The following is an 18,272-nucleotide window of genomic DNA, read 5'->3' as shown; positions in this document are numbered from 1 at the left end:
TATTGAATGTGGATAAATCTCAATCTTTTTTAGATTACTGACTTTAAATATCTTGTTTAGCCAAGATTGTAGACTTTAAATAATTACGTGCCGGTACTTCTACATATCTATAGGTCAATGATGCAGCCAATAAGACAATCATAAGAAATACTCCTAAAGATGTCAACGATTGATATTCTGTGAATTCTTTGCCAAAAACGTCGTGAAATTTATAAAACCAGAATAATTTTAACAATTCTTGAACAAACCAATGAACCATATAAATTGAGTAAGATATAGTCCCGATATATAGCATTAAACCTGAATTTAAAATTTTTGATATTACGCTATTATTATTGATGGATACAGCTAAAATAAGTAAAGAAAAAGCTGGTAAAATTAGCCAATCATGAATATTACGAAAATGATGCCAGTAGTAATGCATAATCAAAATTATCCAAGTTATAGCTATAATTGCCAAAAAATTAAGATGGAAATACTTTTTATAATTACCTATATGATAATGATAAATTTTGTAAGTTATAATACCAAGGATGCATTCTAGCCCACATCTAGCTATCGAAGGTATGCCAATAATAGTATCTAAATTTCCACGGGTAAAAGTGATTAATAATAATATGCAAAAAAGAGTAGAAATATAAATTATCAAATCAATTTTGGAGTTATTTTTTAATAAAATTAATAATAAAGTTGGAAATATGGAGTAGATAAAAAACTCTACACTTATTGACCAAGCTGGCTCATTCCAATAGGTATTACACCACAACAAAGGTGGACATTTTATGTCAAATGCTTGGAGAAGAAAAATATTGGAAAAAAGAGCCGTTAAGTTAAATTTACCAGTAAATGCAGAAGTGTTTAGTAAAAGTAATTTTACAACCTCTAATCCAACAAATAGAGAAATAATAAATATATGCAGAGGATAAATTCTAGCAAAACGCGAGAATAAATATGAACGATAGTTCTTTAAATTGAGTTTTAAACAAAAAGTTTTTGCATAAACGTGGGTCATGATAAAACCACTCAAAATAAAGAAAAAATCAACCCATAAATATCCATTTTGAAAAAAATTAGTATAGGCTGACAAAGTTGAACCTGTTTTTGGTAAACCGTAGTAAGAAAAATGGTGTATAACAACAACCAAGGCTGCAATACCGCGTAAAGATGTGAGCGATTTGATGTGTTTATACATTGATATTTTTGGTTTTAGTTTCTATCTATAGCAATCCTATTTAAGTTGTAAAAATTGTTTTTAAACTAAACGTGTAATTGATTTATGTCGGCTACACAAAAGATGTAACAAACGCTTACTATTGTATGAAAAAACTACGCGAAGTGTCTAAAATAAACGATTTAACAAATGATTTAGAATTGCTATAGAACACCGATTCAGTATTCAGGCTAATTAATAATTAGTCATTGGAAAAAAATTATATTTTTTTGACAATCTTGTTGATAAATTGCTTTAACTTTCCCTCAAGAGATTTGAGTCTTAATACACCAGAGCGCAGGATCATAAATTTATTTTTCGGTTGGCGATCGGATAGAAGACCTAGAGCAAAAATTTTGAGCCGATCTTTCAAAGCAGATTTATCTGGTGGAGTGGGTTTTAATCCCAGTCTGCGTAAGTAGCTGTTGAATTGATATATTCTGGCTTTTAGATCGTAAGGTTGCAGATAAAATAGGATACTTAAAGCCACAGAGACATTATTACCATTTTTAGCCCAATGGGGTGCCAATATCGGATGATGGAGTCCCTTGCCTGGCTGCAAATGGTAAACCTTTGCTTTACTCTGATTTTCCTCTCTATAATTTGCTACATTCAGGTCGCCTACATAAAATTTTTCAATTTCCTCTTCGCTCAGTACAGAACGATCGCTTTGATTGAAGAGGCTCATATCTTTCTCGCCCTGAATTTGAAACAGGAAATTCAACTCACTATCGATATGGTAAGGTGTAATAGAATTTGGGGAACCAATAAAGATGTAAGCACCTAGCCAGGTCATCTGCTTCCGAAGGGGTTTACCTGTAAGGGTTTCAAGTTCAGTTAGAATCTGGTTGACCAAGGCAGCATATTCTGGGTCTACTTGAACATCTTCAAGCATGACCCAAGAATCCGATTCACCAATATGTGCGATCGCCTCGTTAATGTGCTTGACTCCAGGTCGCTGATTCCATTTTTGCTCAACAGGGACTTTGCTAATATAAGACTGGATTTTATTTGTTCTACCCTGACTTAGCATAGTATTTGCAAGCTCAACTAAGCGGGGGATCTCAAATAAAGGATGTCCTGCAAGATTATGCGAAAACATGAAGTGAGAAGAGTTGAAGTTTTCCCGAAAGTTTGAAACATCAGTTTCAATGATTTGTTCAGGAAGCTTCGGATCGGACTTAATAAAATTCGGTTCAAGTAGATTATCAACTGACATACAAAAATGGATGAGTATTTACTATTTGCAAAAATTACTAACGCTTACTACACTTTCTATGCACTTGATTTTTGAAAGTACTTCAGAAAACACTTGCAACTTGTAAATATTTCCCAGGACGATCGGTATCGGGGATATACCAAGCGGGGTTTCCTTGGGGATCTCGTCCTAATTTGGCATTAGGTTGCGGAGGACGATTACGTAAACTGTTATTGGTTTCGCGGTTTGTTACTTCTATGGGCGGTGCAGACAAGAAGCCAGCAGACTGCATTTCGGCAATACTTTCTTTAAAGGCTGCCATTACGAAAGCGAGATCGGCTTCGGAATGAGCTGTCGTCAAGAAGCAAGGACGGTGATCCCAAGTATGCACTCCCTTATCCCGCAGCAAGTAAAACAGTAAATCTCCGTAGGGAAACTCTGGTAAAGACTTCACCATGAACAGGGAGCCGAAATTATAAGCTGTAAACGGAGCCTGAACTTGCTGGAAATAGCCCATGAGTTCCGCTACAAACTTATCGGTTCTGGCATTGAGATTTTGCTGCAAGCTGGGGCCACTCTGTTTTAAATGCTGAAGTACTGCTTTGGCGGCTGCTAGTGCTAAAGGATGGCGGACGAAAGTGCCGGCGAAGTAAGTCACGCCTACTTCAGGAACAGAGTCATCGCCAAACTGCCAAAACCCACCATCTAAAGCATCCATATATTGTGATTTGCCAGCAATGACTCCAATTGGTAGCCCACCGCCCACAATCTTACCGTAGGTTGCTATGTCCGCCTTGATACCGAAATGTGCCTGAGCGCCACCTGGATGAATTCTGAATCCGGTAACGATTTCATCAAAAATCAGGGCAATACCAGCTTCTTGTGTGAAATCGCGCAATTGCTGGAGGAATTCTTTAGGCTGGTATTCAGGGCGACGGCTTTGCACAGATTCCACCATCACTGCTGCTAACTCATCAGCCCGACTTCTGAGGATTTCTAAAGACTCAGGCGAATCATAGTCCACCACCAAAATGTTCTCTACCATTTCGGGTGGGATACCAGGAGCAGCAGGAATTGACCGGAGTTTCTTTGTACCCCGAACAATTACTTCATCCAAAATCCCGTGATAAGCTCCAGAAAAGATGGCAATCAAGTTACGCCCTGTGATGGTGCGTGCCATCCGCATCGCTCCCAGCACTGCTTCCGAACCTGTGTTGCAAAAGGCTGCTCGGTCAAAGTTGGTCAACTCACACATCAGCTTTGCCACTTCTCCAACTAAGGGAGTTTGCGGGCCAATTTCCATACCGAGTTTGAGTTGTGCTTCAATTGCCTCAGTAATGAAAGGTGGCGACCAACCAAATAAATTCAACCCAAAGCCATTGCTTAAATCGACATATTCATTACCATCAACATCCCAAAGTTTAGAACCTGAAGAACGAGACGCCACGATGGGATAAACCATCTCTTTCATCGTCGGGTTAAACCCAGAAACAGTTCTGGGATCTGCTAAGTAAGGGCGATGAGTTTGAGTATATTCTTTAGATTTTTGAGTCCGTTTTGTATATCTTTGGATAATTTTGTCTAGATGAGTGCGTTGTTGCGCTGTTAAAGTTTTAGTCTGGGTCTTTTCAATTCGAGCAGCCGCACCAAATGCCTTTTTAGCACCATTTGACTCTGTTTCTACTGATGCTGATTCTTTGCTGGTTTGGGTTGGGGGAATAGAAGATACAGCATTTTGTGGCTTGACACCATTGCCATTATTTTGAGATATCGCCGCAGGTACAACTGGGACTGTTACAGATTGACTGCTATTACCCAATAGCGCCAATTGCTGGCTCATAATTTGTAGCTGCTGATTAATCACACCTTCTAGGACGCTACTAGATGCAGCAGGTTGGAGGGAAATCTTAGGTGCAGATCCATTTGACCCATTTGTATGAACTTCATGAACTACCAAGGTGGGTGATGTGGTTACAGGTGCAGGTTCTGGCAATGGGGCTTCTGGAACGATATCTGCAATGGTTTCTGTTAATCCTAATGCGGATAAAGTTTCGGGAGACAAGGCTGAATTGATAAAGTCGGCCAGTGTTCCTAAATTGGGGTAAATTTCTAGTAACTGCCTAAGTGTGACTTTGACTTGAAATTTTTTCTTTAACGCTAACCCGACTTGTGTTAGAGATAAGGAATCTAATCCCATTTCTAAAAATGTTATCGAGTCGTCAGCACTAGCAATTTCTAATCCTGAAGTTTCTTCGATAATTTCTTTAAGCAGGGGAATAAGCTTTTGCTGAGGAGATGTTGTCATAATTTGGGTCTTTTCTAATAATTGGGGATTTAAAAGTTTGGGAGTTGCTGCACGATTGGGATGAGGTGGAGGATCAATCCAGAAGCGTTGACGTTCAAAGGGATAAGTAGGTAGAGGAATTCGTTGTCGCGTTTCCCTTTGATAGAAGTTGCTCCAGTCAATAGATACTCCTGCTAACCACAGTTGTCCTACTGCCTTGAGTAATGCCGTCCATTCGGCTTCGTTCTCGGAGTTATCACCCAGAGAAGGAATCGCTATCTGTTGTTTAATATCTTTCGCTTGTTGGCGGGCTAAGGTCGTAGTTGTGATTCGCGGCCCCACCTCTAACAGTAAGCGTTCTGGCTGCTGCCATAGAGTTTGTACGCCCTCTGCAAATCGCACAGTCTGACGTAGATGTGTAGCCCAATACATCGGATCGGTTGCTTGCTGGGCTGTAATCCAGTCGGCGGTAACTGTGGATACAAAGGGAATTTGGGGTGGCAATAATTTAACTTTCCCAACTATCTCAGCAAAGGGGGCTATGATGCTATCCATCATTGGGGAATGGAAAGCGTGGGAAGTGTGTAAATGGCGACAGACAACTTCTTCGCTTTCTAATTGTTTTTGCAGAGATGCGATCGCCTCTATGGGACCAGAAACTACACACAGAGAAGGGCCATTAATTGCAGCGATCGCTAGTTCTGCACTCAATCGCGGCTCTACCTCTTTGGCTGGTAGGCGCACTGAGAGCATAGCCCCTGCTGGTAACTCCCACATTAAGCGACCGCGAGTTGCCACCAACATCAGCGCATCTTCTAAGGTAAATACACCCGCTATACAGGCGGCGACAAATTCACCAATACTGTGACCAATCATGGCTTGGGGCTTGACTCCCCAACTTTGCCACAGTTGCGCTAAAGCGTATTCAATGACAAATAATGCTGGTTGGGTAAAGCAGGTTTGTCGCAATGAGATAGCCGCAGTTTCGCGATTGCTCGGTGCTGGATAGATGATTTCTCGTAAATCCTTGCCCAGCAAAGGCTTAAGCATTTCAGCACATTCATCCACTGCTTCCTGAAATACAGGTTCGTGGTTGTAGAGATTCAGTCCCATGTTCACATATTGCGATCCTTGTCCGGGGAACATGAAGACAACGGCTGGATTGCGGATTTCTATGTGACGAGTATTTACTTGATTTGAATCTAAAGATTGCAGGGCTGCGATCGCATCTGTTATATCGTGACAAACTATACTGCGTCGGTAGTTAAAAGCTTTGCGCCCTCGCTGTAAGGTATAAGCTACATCAGCTAAATTAATTTCGGCATTGTACTGCAAATGCTGCTGTAAATTCGCTGTTGCAGCCTCTAAAGCTTCACTAGTTTTTGCCGAGAGCAACAATAGCTGCTGTGGGCGAGAAGATCCGGAACTTTGGATTTGTGGCGCTTCTTCTAGCACAATATGAGCATTAGTCCCGCCGACACCAAAAGAACTCACACCTGCTCGTCGCGGAGTTTCACCCTCCGACCATTCAGCTAGTTTGGTATTTACATAGAAGGGGCTGTTGGCAAGGTCAATCTTGGGATTGGGAGCCTCAAAATTTAAACTAGGTGGGATCTTTTTATAATGCAGAGCGAGAGCAGTTTTAATTAACCCTGCTACTCCAGCTGCCGCAACTAAATGTCCGACATTGCTTTTAAGAGAGCCGATCGCACAAAATTGTTTAGCATCTGTATGCACCCGGAATGCTTGCGCCAGCGCTTCAATTTCAATCGGGTCGCCTAAAGGTGTAGCTGTGCCGTGAGCTTCAATATAAGAGATGGTTTCTGGGTGGAAATTGGCATAAGCTTGCGCCATTGCAATGGCCTCTGCTTGTCCGTCTACACTGGGAGCCGTAAAGCTCACCTTATCAGCGCCGTCATTATTGATACCAGAACCTCGAATTACAGCATAGATGCGATCGCCATCATTGAGTGCATCTTCTAAACGCTTGAGGACAACTACTCCTGCGCCATTATTGAACATCGTACCCTGAGCGCTGGCATCAAAGGGACGACAATGCCCATCTCCAGAGAGCATACTGCCTTCTTGCGCCACATAACCACTGTTTTGAGGTGTAGTCATAGATACACCACCAGACAAAGCCAAATCGCACTGATAGCTGGTTAAGGCTTGACAAGCCTGAATGACTGCGACTAAAGAAGTGGAACAGGCTGTATTGACGCTGACGGCTGGGCCTTTGAGGTTGAGTTTGTAAGCAGCACGGGTGGTTAAAAAGTCTTTTTCATTGGCTAACATCGTTTGGAATTCACCGATGCGATCGACAATTTCCATACGTCCAGCAATATGGTTAGCAAAATAAGTATTTTGGCCACAACCAGCGTATAAACCAATCAAACCTTCAAAAGACTCTGATTCATAACCAGCATTTTCTAGGGCTTCATAAACCAACTCTAGGAATACTCTAGCCTGTGGGTCCATAACCACAGCTTCAAGTGGATTAATGCCAAAGAAAGCGGCATCAAAGGTTTCTCCCCCAGGAATTATCCCTCTAGCTTTTACATAGCTAGGATCTTTGCAAAGGTTCGGATCGATACTAGGATCTAGTTCTTCATCTTCAAAGAAAGTCGTTGATTCTAATCCCTCGCACAGATTGCGCCAAAATTCATCGACATTTCCAGCGCCAGGAAATCTTCCTACCATGCCAATAATGGCAACACCATCACTAGGATCTTGGTTATCGGATGCTTGCATATTTACCATTGCTTAAACACCTTGTTGATGATTACGGCGACGAGCACGAGCTGCTTGTTGGCGTTGGGCGCGATTTTGCAGCTTATCAGAAGACGGTTGGCTGTTCTGGTTTGAATGCAAATAGTTTGCTAAAGAGCCAATTGTTGAATACTGAAATAGCTTCACAGCAGGTAGCTCAATACTAAGTTCCTGTTTTATTCGCGCAGCAACTTGGAGAATTGAGATTGAAGTTGCTCCCAAATCAAAGAAATTATCATCAATCCCAACGCGATCGATTTTGAGCAGTTCGGATAAAATACCTGCAAGCAGACGTTCTAAATCGGTTTGTGGAGCAATGTACGCTTGTTCCAGTTGCGGACGTTCTCTACTTGGTGCTGGCAATTTATGTCTATCTACTTTGCCATTTGCAGTCAAAGGCAGTGATTCTAACATCACAAATGCCGATGGCACCATGTAATTAGGTAGTCGCTGTTGTAAGAAATCACGTAATTTATTGTGCGTATATCCACTGTTATAGCGAGGAACAATATAAGCCGTTAACTGTTTTTCACCGGCTTCATCCTGACGAGCTAAGACGACAATTTCCCGAACGTCAGGATGTTGTGCAATTTCTCGCTCAATTTCCCCTAGTTCAATTCGGAAACCGCGAATTTTTACCTGATTGTCAATACGACCTAAGAACTCAATATTTCCATCTGGAAGATAACGAGCTAAATCTCCCGTTTTGTAAAGGCGCGTTGCTAAATTGTTATCAAATGAGTGAGTAATGAATTTTTCGGCAGTTAAGTCTGGGCGGTTTAAATAGCCTCTAGCTAATCCATCACCACCAATGTACAATTCACCAACTTCTCCAATTGATACTGATTGGAGGTTTTTATCTAATATATAAACTTGGGTGTTAGCAATTGGACGACCAATAGGAATCGAAACATCTGGTTGTAGTGGTGCTGTTATCGGATGGCAACAGGTAAAAGTTGTATTCTCAGTTGGCCCATAACCATTAATTAGTTGACAGTTTTCTACTGTTTGGAGAAACTTCTGCACATGAGGAACAGATAAGACATCACCACCAGCTAAAAGTTGACGCAAGGATTTTAAAGCATCAATTTTTTCATCTACTATCAGGTGAAATAAACCGGCTGTCAGCCAAAGAGTAGTAACTTGGTATTGCTGAATAATCTGCTCTAATTCTTCTAAAGATGGTGTATTAGGAGGGTAAATTACTAGTTGCCCACCATTAAGTAAACAACCCCAAATTTCAAAAGTGGAAGCATCGAAGGAAATAGGAGCAAGTTGCAGAATTACTTCTTCAGGCGTGAGGCGAGCATAATTAGTTTCTTTGACTAACCTAACTACACCACGATGGATAACGCTAACACCTTTGGGTGTACCTGTAGAACCTGATGTATACATGACATAAGCCAAGTTATCAGCAGTGACACTAGTGCTTAAGTTATCTTTTTTATTTAGGGCGATTGTATTCCAATCTGTATCTAGGCAAATTACAAGTGCTGCGTGAGTAGGTAATTTGGTAACTAGTTCTTTTTGAGTTAGTAGTACAGATACCTGTGTATCTGACAGCATGAAAGCTAAACGTTCTTGTGGGTACCCTGGATCTAATGGTACATAAGCTCCACCTGCTTTAAGAATAGCTAAGAGTGCTACAACCATTTCTAAGGAGCGCTCTATGCAGATTCCTACAAGAATTTCTGTTCCTACCCCTAGTGATTGTAGATATTTTGCTAGTTGATTAGCACGATTATTCAAATCTCTATAAGTAAGATGCTGATTATTAAAAATTAGTGCTACAGCATCAGGTGTTTTCTCGACTTGTGCTTCAAACAACTGATGAATAGACGCTTGTTGAGGATAATCAGTTTGAGTATGATTCCACTCTATTAGTAGGTTATTTTCAGATTCTTTCAAAATAGGTAATGTTAAATTATCTCGTTCTAGGTTGTTTTCTGATGATGAAGTTTGACCATTAGTCATCAGTAATTCATTTTTATTTTGCAGCAATGAATTAGTTATTAGTTTCATTTTTAACTTGAAGCAAAAATATTTATATCAATGAGTAACAAAGAATTGAGTATCTTTCAATTTAAGATGAGATGTTTATTTTCCGTATTTAGATAAACAGATAAAATAAAAAGTGTAAAAGCGTTTTTATATGTTCGTTTTTTAGTATTTTTACGTAGGATATATAGTTACATTGTTAGCTTTTAAATTATATTAAAAGATTAATTTCACAGAAAATTATGCCGCAATCTTACAATATTTGTGTGAAAGGGCACTGACTCTAAGATTTAGTTCTCTCATTCTGACCTATTTCCTCAAAATCGTAGTTAGTTTCAGTACATCTTCATTGAAAATTAAAACTTTAGAGATGTTTGCAATGGGAATATTAACTGTACGCAGGCTTATTTTGAGATAACAAGAAGAATTAATACCTTGAAGAATAAAAAATACTGCGATTTTAGTAACTGATAAGTAATGTAAACTCTTCGAGGTAGATTGGACTCCAGCGAAACGAGAATAGGGTGGACATTACAATGCCCACCCCATAATAACCAACTATTTGCTGTAGTCTACGTAATTGAAAACCGCTGTTTCAACTGATAATTATTTCTGCCGTGCTGCACTAGTAGTCTGCCAACCCAAAAATGTTAGGTGGAGGTTGGGTAAAGGTTAAAGTGAAAAGGGTAAGGGATTTAAACCCTTTTCTCCTTCCCCTTTACCCCGCCAAGTTGCCTTGGCGTACCACTAGCCCAACAGACTAAGCCACAACACTAGCGGAGAAAACGAAGTCATTTGCTGTCAGGTTAGTTGATGTAATTTGTAGTAATGAAGCCAACTCTGTATTTCCGATTTTTACGATAGTGTCAGCACCTTGTTGCAATAGGGTTAGAGCACTAAACTGAGTGACGCCAATCCCGCCCAGCCCGATTTTATCAATACCGATCGCAAAATCAGTCACAATGTTCTTACTAGTTGGCAGACCGGCGTTAGCAATCCAGAACTGGTCAGCACCAGTACCACCACTCAGGGTATTACTACCCTTTTGACCAGCAAATAGCACATCATCACCATCGCCACCAAATAGTGAATCATTCACACTGGAGAAAAGCTTGTCATCACCGGAACCACCGTAGAGACGGTTATTGCTACCGTTACTGGTGAGGGTGTCGTTACCTGAGCCACCAAAGGACAATTGACGCGAACCTTCAACTACTGTAAGAGTATCAGCACCTGCGCCTCCAAACAAATTATTACTACCATTGGCTTCGACTACGGTAACTTTGTCATCACCAGCACCACCATCGGCAGTAGTATTGTTAGCAGGGCCATTTGCGCCAATTAAGACTCGATCGTTACCGTCTCCTGTGGACACTGAGGAGTCACTACCGACTACCACCGTGTCATCACCGCTTCCAGTGACGATTGTGTTAGCTTTAGTACCTTGTACAAAATCTGCTCCGTCACCTGTAAATAAGGTTTGATTTGCCTTAAGGGTGACATCATCACTACTGCTAGAACTAAATTGAAGGTCTAGTGTTGTTAGTCCAACAGTGCGACTATCAAACCCTGCGGCTGTAAAGTAGTGAGTATTGCCTACACTCTGAGAATCCAGAATTGTTGCTTGACCATTAGTGGTTTTTTCTGAAGTCAAGACTTCCTTAGCGGAGGGAACTACATCCGGGCCCCCCACCAAGGCTTCTGTAATGGCACGACCTTTCAAATCGCCATTACTGGGAATATCTAACCCTAGAATCCGAGCAAGTGTAGGCGTTACATCAGCATTACTGACGGGCGCATAGTCCACATAGCCTTGTTTAAAGTCGGGGCCAATAGCCTCCATGTTATTGAAGGTATCACCTCGACCAAAGCTGCCATGCATTCCCTGTCCTTGCTGTAAAGTTGTATCAGCAATCTCTACCTGAGCTTGAGGGTTGTTTGGGTTGCTTGGATCTGTGCTAAAGCTTTTAAAGTTGATAACTATAGATGGAACTGGTGTTTTAGCATCACCTTTTAGCCCGATCGCACTCAGAGGTAAAGCACCTGGAATATTTCCATAGGCATCGTCTACGAAAATACCACTGATGTAGTCCTTTTGCGAGAGCAAATTCACTACCTGTTTGGCTAAGTCAGCATTGCCATTGGGCAGATAAATCAAGTCAGAACCACCATTGGCAGCTACAACGATCTTTGTACCTGGGTCAAGTTGGCCATTAATTACCTCACCTGTACCGCCAATTACACCATTCCCAGAAATAGGACGTTGACCTTTTGTAGCATCAACAGTTGCATACTGGATCTTGTTGAGGTCTGGGGGAAGGGTTGTAGGGTTAGGATCGTATAAGGGTAGGCCTAGATCGTGAGCCAAATCAATCGCAACAAAGCCTGCTGGGAGAAACCCTGGATTTACGCCCTCGTATGTTTGGGTGGCAGCATAACTTGTAGTTTTTGTGCCTTGGCTATCAATAGCTTGTTTGCTGATGGTAGAAAAACCGTGGTCGGAAGTAACAAAGACATCAGTAGTCTTGTCCAAGCCTGTACTCTTGAGATAGTCAAGAAGCTGTTTTAAATTATTATCAGCATTTTTCACCCCAGCTTTTGAAGTAGGGCCATTGATACCTGGTGTCAAGGTGTTTAAGCTATCACCTTGATTATGTTGAGTACCATCGGGATCTCTTGACCAATACACCAATGCGAATGGTTTACCGTCTTCCTGAAACTTGGGTAAAATTACTTTGGTAGTGGCATCTGCAAAGTATTGTTGTTGAGCCACATTGGCATTCAGGGTGCCAGGAGTTGTGTTAGTACCAGCTGGCTGGACTCGCGGTGTCGGTTTTACATCTAGACCAGCTGCTTGTAAGCGATTGACAATATCTGGATCGAGTGGAACACCAGAAGGCGAACCGGCGGCTGTAGGCGGCGGTGTTGCACCATTTGTAGTGTCATCAATAATAATTGTATCGGGAGTAGGAATAGTACCTGTAGTACCACCTTCTCGGTTAACTTGGGTAACATCTTGGATCGCAACTGGCCCTAATTTACCAACTGCTGCTGTGTTGAAACCCTGCGATCGCGCGTAAGCTAGAAGTGACTCTTCATCTAAAAAATTGTTACCGGGGAATTTTTCATCAATATCCCCCAAAACCGCATCATTTTCGATGAATGGTGTGACGCTACCATTGGCATTAGGACTAGGAAAACCAGTGTAAATGGTGTTGCTAAAGTCACCTGTATCACCAAGATAATGCCCTGTGGCGATCGCAGAAGCATTCGGCGTAGTAAATGTCGGAAAGATCGAATGACTATTGGCAAAAGTAACTCCCTGCTGACGAATGCTATATAAAGTTGGGGTATCAATAGGGTTTACAGAACCGTTACGCAATCCATCTGCAACAAAAATAATGACATTTCTACCATTGCCATTTGTATCAGTCATGCCGACTACTCCTTAAGTATTATGAGCTACGAGCGATGCCTATGGCTGGCTACGCCTACGCAGCAATTGTGTGTCTATATGAGCGATTAATTACACTCAACCCAAGCGAAAAATTCTTGGTTACAGAAACCTGAGTAGTATTTGGCGACAAAATGCTTAGTGTCCACATAAATCAGTGGAGGCAATTAAATGAATGTAACTCTGGTCACTGTCTCAAAAGATAGTTGTTCAATGTTTAAGGAAAGTTATAAACAAGTTAAGATTTTGGACAAAAAGCAGAAGGATTTTTACAGACATAGATATAAAAAGCGAGGGAATATCATTCCCCCGCATTAGCAAAATCGCTACAGCTTAATTAATGATGTTGAATCTAAGCTGTAATCATCTTTCGGCTAGACACTAGTAGAAAAAACGAAATCATTTGCTGTGAGGCTAGTTGATTTAATTCCTAGCAATGAAGCCAACTCTGTATTTCCGCTTTTTACGATAGTGTCACTACCCTGTTGCGATAGTGTTAAAGCACTAAACTGAGTACCACCAATCCCGCCCAGCCCGATTTTATCAATGCCGATCGCAAAATCAGTCACAATGTTTTTACTAGTTGGCAGACTGGCGTTAGCAATCCAGAATTGATCGACACCAGCACCACCACTGAGGCTATTACTACCCCCTTGACCAGCAAATAGCACATCATCACCATCGCCACCAAACAGCGAGTCATTGACATTAGAGAAGAGTTTGTCATCTCCAGAACCACCGTAGAGACGGTTATTGCTACCTTGACTCTTGAGGGTGTCGTTACCTGAGCCACCAAAGGACAATTGACGCGAACCTTCAACTACTGTCAAAGTATCATTACCTGCTGCCCCAAGTAAATTATTAGTACCATTGGCTTCAACTACGGTAACTTGGTCATCACCAGCACCACCATCAGCACTAGTGTTGTTAGCAGGGCCATTTGCGCCAATTAATATTCGATCGTTACCGTCTCCTGTGGACACCGAGGAGTCACTACCGACTACCACAGTGTCTTCACCGTTTCCAGTCTGGATTGTGTTAGCTTTAGTACCTTGTACAAAGTCTGCTCCGCTACCTGTGAATAAGGTTTGATTTGGCTGAACGGTAATATCATCGCTGCTAGTGGAGCCAAACTTAATTTCTTCTGCTTGTGGTTGACCTAAGCCAGGAGCAAGATTAAGGGGCTTCTCTAACTTCAGTTGTAGAATCTCATTGTTGTCTATAACTGGATTTTGAGGATCGTTCCCAGGACGACCTGTAGAGAAGGGATAATTGTTGTCATTAGCTACCAAAATGGTATTTTTGTCAACAACTAAAACATTTTCAATAGTTTGGAATGGGAAGTCGAAGGTGGTCTTACCATCCCCATTCAGGTCTTTGGGGTCTTGAATATTTAACAAGTCTGCAACTTCTTCTTTAGCAACATAGCCATTAGAATCTGTTTTAGACAAATCTATTTTGTAGATCCTCTTAAATTTAGCCGCAGCTCCTTGATTGTTATCCCGTTCAATGACTAGGTATTCATTATCATTAATGACTGCTAAATCCCCAATGGAATTTGACGGATTATCCAATCTGTAGTAACGCAACTGCTCGCTGTATTTGTGGCTAGCTAAATCAAATTCGTTAATTCGCAAAGCCCCAGGAGTACCGCCTTGAACCGTACCTTCTAGGAGGAAATAAAGCTTGGTTTTGCTGGCGTTAATTGCTCCACCTTCAAAACCTTTGGAACTACTCAAGTTAGCAAAGGCATCTCCTGAAAGCACATCGGGGTTTTGTGGCGATCGCACGATATTATACTGAGGATCGTCTCTGAGTCGATCGCGTACTTTATCCGCGATATCTGGAAAATCTGAGAAGAGTGCATCTACCCCTAATTGATAGAACTGCTGAATTTCTAGTGCTAGCTTGCCTTTGTAATCTGCCGCTAAATACTGGTCTTCCGCCCGGAAGGTGTAAGGATGAACCTGCAACCCTGCATTGTGAGCATCTTGAATTAAGGTAGAAGGAGGTAATGTTGTCTTATCAGCATCATTGACTGCTCCATCCCCATTCACATCATCGGCTTTGCCATCACCATTAGCATCAGTGCCTTTGACACTAACAATCATCCGCTTCCAAGGGCCAATGCCATCAGCATAAGTGGCAACTTCAGTCAAGCCTTCTGGAGTTCGTAAGTCGCCATAAGTGCGAGTGTCCCCACTGACTTTCAAATCATAAGGCTGACTCTCAATGATTTTACCGTTGATGTCAATGTCACTGGCATCTAGAAGTTGGATCAGTGGAATATCTACGCCTGCCGCAGGCATAATGCGATCGTGCAGTTCTTTGAGGTTAGATACTTCAAAGGACTGGATAAAGATACGATTGGGGTCAGTGAAGTTATTTGCCTTCAGCGTATCGATTAGTAACTGACTGATGTTTCTATTAATTTTGTCCGTAGTGCCTACATAAGTGGCTTCATCGGCAAAATAGGTTGGATGCTTAGTTTCAGGATAGATGCCAATCTTTTTACCTGTCTCGGCTTCTACTTGCTTAACCAAGTTGATGACTTCCGTGAAGGTAGGAATTTCAAATTTATCGTCAAAGGAATGATCGCGGAAAGGTAGACGTTCTTCTGCGCGTAAAGTCTTGATTTCAGCTAAGGTAAAGTCTTCAGCAAACCAACCTGTAAGTGTGTTTCCATCTAAACTTACCGTTTTCTTGCGATCGGCAAACTCTGGATGTTTGTAAACATCTGTGGTTGTGTTACTGAAATTGACAGTGCCATCAGCGTTCAAAACTGCTAAAGCAGGCTCATGGCGAGCAATTAGCACACCATCTTTTGTAACTACTAAGTCAGGCTCAATGAAGTCAGCGCCGCGTTCAATTGCTTGTTTATAAGACTCCAAGGTGTGTTCTGGACGATAGCCGCTTGCACCTCTGTGACCAATAACTTTAGGTGCTTCTCCATCTAAAGTTTTGAATTGGTCGGGTGTAGCAATGGGAGCCTCTAATAACTTACCAGTGGCATCAAAATGCAGCAGGTAAGGGCCAAACTCGTCTCCCACCCAGATTGTTCCGTCTTTATCAAAGACGAATGACTCTACATCAAAGTCTGCCCCAGTCAGTAATCTTCCAGTAGTTCCCTCATTCACAATTTGGAAAGGAACTTTGTTGTTAGGGTCAGACAGTTGGATGTAGTCTAAAACTTTAACGCTACCATCGCCATTTTCTGTTCCCTTAAAATTCGGGTCTAGACGATTGATCCGCAGTAGAAAATCTGCACTATTGTCTTTGCTACCGTAACCATTGTCTGAGAGGAAGTAGAAAGAGTTGCTGTTAGCAAATTGAACACCGCTAAAACCCTGTATTGGCTGTCCTGGAAACGGCCCGGTTCTGCCGTTAGCGGAAATATCCTTACCAGAAGCTGGCCCATCACTAAAAGTATCAGCAGGTAAAGAAGCAAAACCTACTAACTCAACTTTTGGCACTATTGAAGCAAACATCGTTTGGTAGATGTGGGTTTGATCGTTTAAACCCGCAATCCCTGGAATCTCAGATCCGTAGGCGTTATAACCTTTACCTACCAAGCTATTTAACACTTCAGAACCAGCACCTTGGTAGTAAACAGGTACGGGACGGTTGGTGTGAGTTCCCCAACCATACTTGACATTGGGATCGGGCCCCCAGTAATGTCCAACTTCTGCTGGAGTATCCAAATTGGTTAATGCTTCAGCACCTTGATTTTTTACTAAAGTCGGAAAATTACCGTCAAGAGTCAGGTAGTGATCGTGGTCAGCAGTAACGATTAGTAGGTTTTCATCCCAACCACCATTTTTATCGATCCAGTCAATGGTAGATCCAACTGCTTTATCAAAGTCCAAGGTGGTGCCGATCAAGTTATCTATATTGTTATCATGGGCAGACCAATCAATGTCACCACCTTCAACCATTAACCAGAAACCATCGGGGTCTTTACCTAATACATCTAATGCAGCACTTGTCAAGTCGTTGAGGGTTGGGTTTTCGTTAATCTCTTTGGCAATGAAAGATGCATCAGTCTCTCCGGGAAGCAGCGGACGCGTGGTGTCGACTTTGGCGTTATCACCTTGGTTAGTGAAAACACTGAACATATCTAAACCAGTAGTGCTGTAGTCGCCGTTGGCAGAACTTACAGGCAAGTTACCATTTTGACCGCGCGCACCGTATAGGCCGAAGAGGCGATCGCCTTTTTCTGGATCGATTGTCGCCGCGGTTTGGGCTAGTTTCTGGGCGGCATTCTCACCGCGCTCTAAAAAGGTGTAATCGTAGAGGTTGTTTGTTGGTTTAGTACTAAGTTCTGTGTAGGTAGATTGACTAATATATTCATTGCTCGTGTTCGGCTCAACCCCGTTTGGTAATAAATCTCCAGGAGCAGAGAGTGGGTGTCCACCACCAAGTAATACTGTTGGTTGATAGACACGGAGTTGCTGTTGCAAGATGTTGTCTAATGCCGGATAGTCAGCATCATACTTGCTGCGACGGTTAACGTTGGCAGCAGCAGCAGCAGGTGTTGCATGGTCAATGGGGACTGAAGTTACCAAACCAGTAGATTTACCAACTTCGTTTGCAGTTTTGAGAATTGTTTCTAGAGGATTCTCGAAAATATCAACGCCAACAGCGTTGTTGTAGCTTTTAACGCCAGTGTACAGAGTTGTCGCAGTGTTTGCAGAGTCAGGATAGCTGTACTTAATATATTCAGGATCGTTACCGGGAGTCCAAGGATTAACGCCACCTTTGGTAGGATCGTAACCTACTAGGTTTCCAACAGCACCATCACTGACTTTTGCACCACCTGTTGGGGTATTACCTTGGTTAAAAGTTGGATCGAAGGTGAAACCAGGGCGAACTGGACTTTCTCCTGTGATCGGATTAGTCCCGTCAAGGGCGGAATTAGCAGTACTAAAAACTCCATTACTATCAGCGATCGTTGTCCCGTAGGTGGTTGCCAAACCGTAGCCTTGGAGTGTTTGAAAGTTGAGTCCTTGACCCTTTCCTTGTGTATAAAAATCACTCAGATTAGCACCTGTCTTACCATTTTGAATCTCTTTGTAGATGGACGCAGCACGAGCCATTTCCCAGCCCATACCATCCCCAATCATAATAATGACGTTCTTAGCCATGAAAGAGAATCTCCCTGTGTTTAATTGTTGAGATGGTCTTCGCTCTAGTGAAATCAAAAAAGTAATATGGTGAGGAGAAACTAATAGTTTTAGGCTTCAAACATGTAATTGACTTGTAAGCTTGTTGAGTCTGAACTATTAAATATCAATCACCACTACAATTGACATTTATTTAGAGCATTTTGGTATCAAAATTAACGATAAAAAATGCATAT

6 protein-coding genes are annotated in these 18,272 nt (G+C 41.9%); all 6 read right to left on the bottom strand.

Annotated elements, in window-relative coordinates; all coding sequences use genetic code 11:
• Positions 1 to 43: 43 nt before the first annotated feature.
• On the bottom strand, positions 44 to 1,192 hold the full coding sequence (locus V7K45_RS29150) for an acyltransferase family protein (RefSeq protein ID WP_335008864.1): 1,149 nt from the start codon (positions 1,190 to 1,192) through the stop codon (positions 44 to 46).
• A gap of 238 nt (positions 1,193 to 1,430) precedes the next feature.
• The gene (locus V7K45_RS29145; protein ID WP_335008862.1) at positions 1,431 to 2,429 is read right to left on the bottom strand and encodes a cupin-like domain-containing protein; all 999 of its coding nucleotides are present in this window, start codon (positions 2,427 to 2,429) and stop codon (positions 1,431 to 1,433) included.
• A gap of 82 nt (positions 2,430 to 2,511) precedes the next feature.
• Positions 2,512 to 7,443, bottom strand: coding sequence for an aminotransferase class III-fold pyridoxal phosphate-dependent enzyme (locus tag V7K45_RS29140; RefSeq protein WP_335008860.1), 4,932 nt, complete (start codon positions 7,441 to 7,443; stop codon positions 2,512 to 2,514).
• 12 nt (positions 7,444 to 7,455) lie between these two features.
• The gene (locus V7K45_RS29135; RefSeq protein ID WP_335008859.1) at positions 7,456 to 9,483 is read right to left on the bottom strand and encodes a non-ribosomal peptide synthetase; all 2,028 of its coding nucleotides are present in this window, start codon (positions 9,481 to 9,483) and stop codon (positions 7,456 to 7,458) included.
• 736 nt (positions 9,484 to 10,219) lie between these two features.
• The gene (locus tag V7K45_RS29130) at positions 10,220 to 12,895 is read right to left on the bottom strand and encodes an alkaline phosphatase family protein (protein WP_335008857.1); all 2,676 of its coding nucleotides are present in this window, start codon (positions 12,893 to 12,895) and stop codon (positions 10,220 to 10,222) included.
• Between the two features lie 392 nt (positions 12,896 to 13,287).
• Positions 13,288 to 18,057, bottom strand: a complete 4,770-nt coding sequence (locus V7K45_RS29125) for an esterase-like activity of phytase family protein (protein ID WP_335008855.1) — start codon at positions 18,055 to 18,057, stop codon at positions 13,288 to 13,290.
• Between the last annotated feature and the right edge of the window lie 215 nt (positions 18,058 to 18,272).

This window comes from Nostoc sp. (assembly GCF_036917375.1).
In the GTDB taxonomy this organism is placed as follows: domain Bacteria; phylum Cyanobacteriota; class Cyanobacteriia; order Cyanobacteriales; family Nostocaceae; genus Nostoc.
The sequence above is the reverse complement of the archived record's forward strand: the minus strand, read 5'-3'. Positions and strand labels throughout refer to the sequence as shown.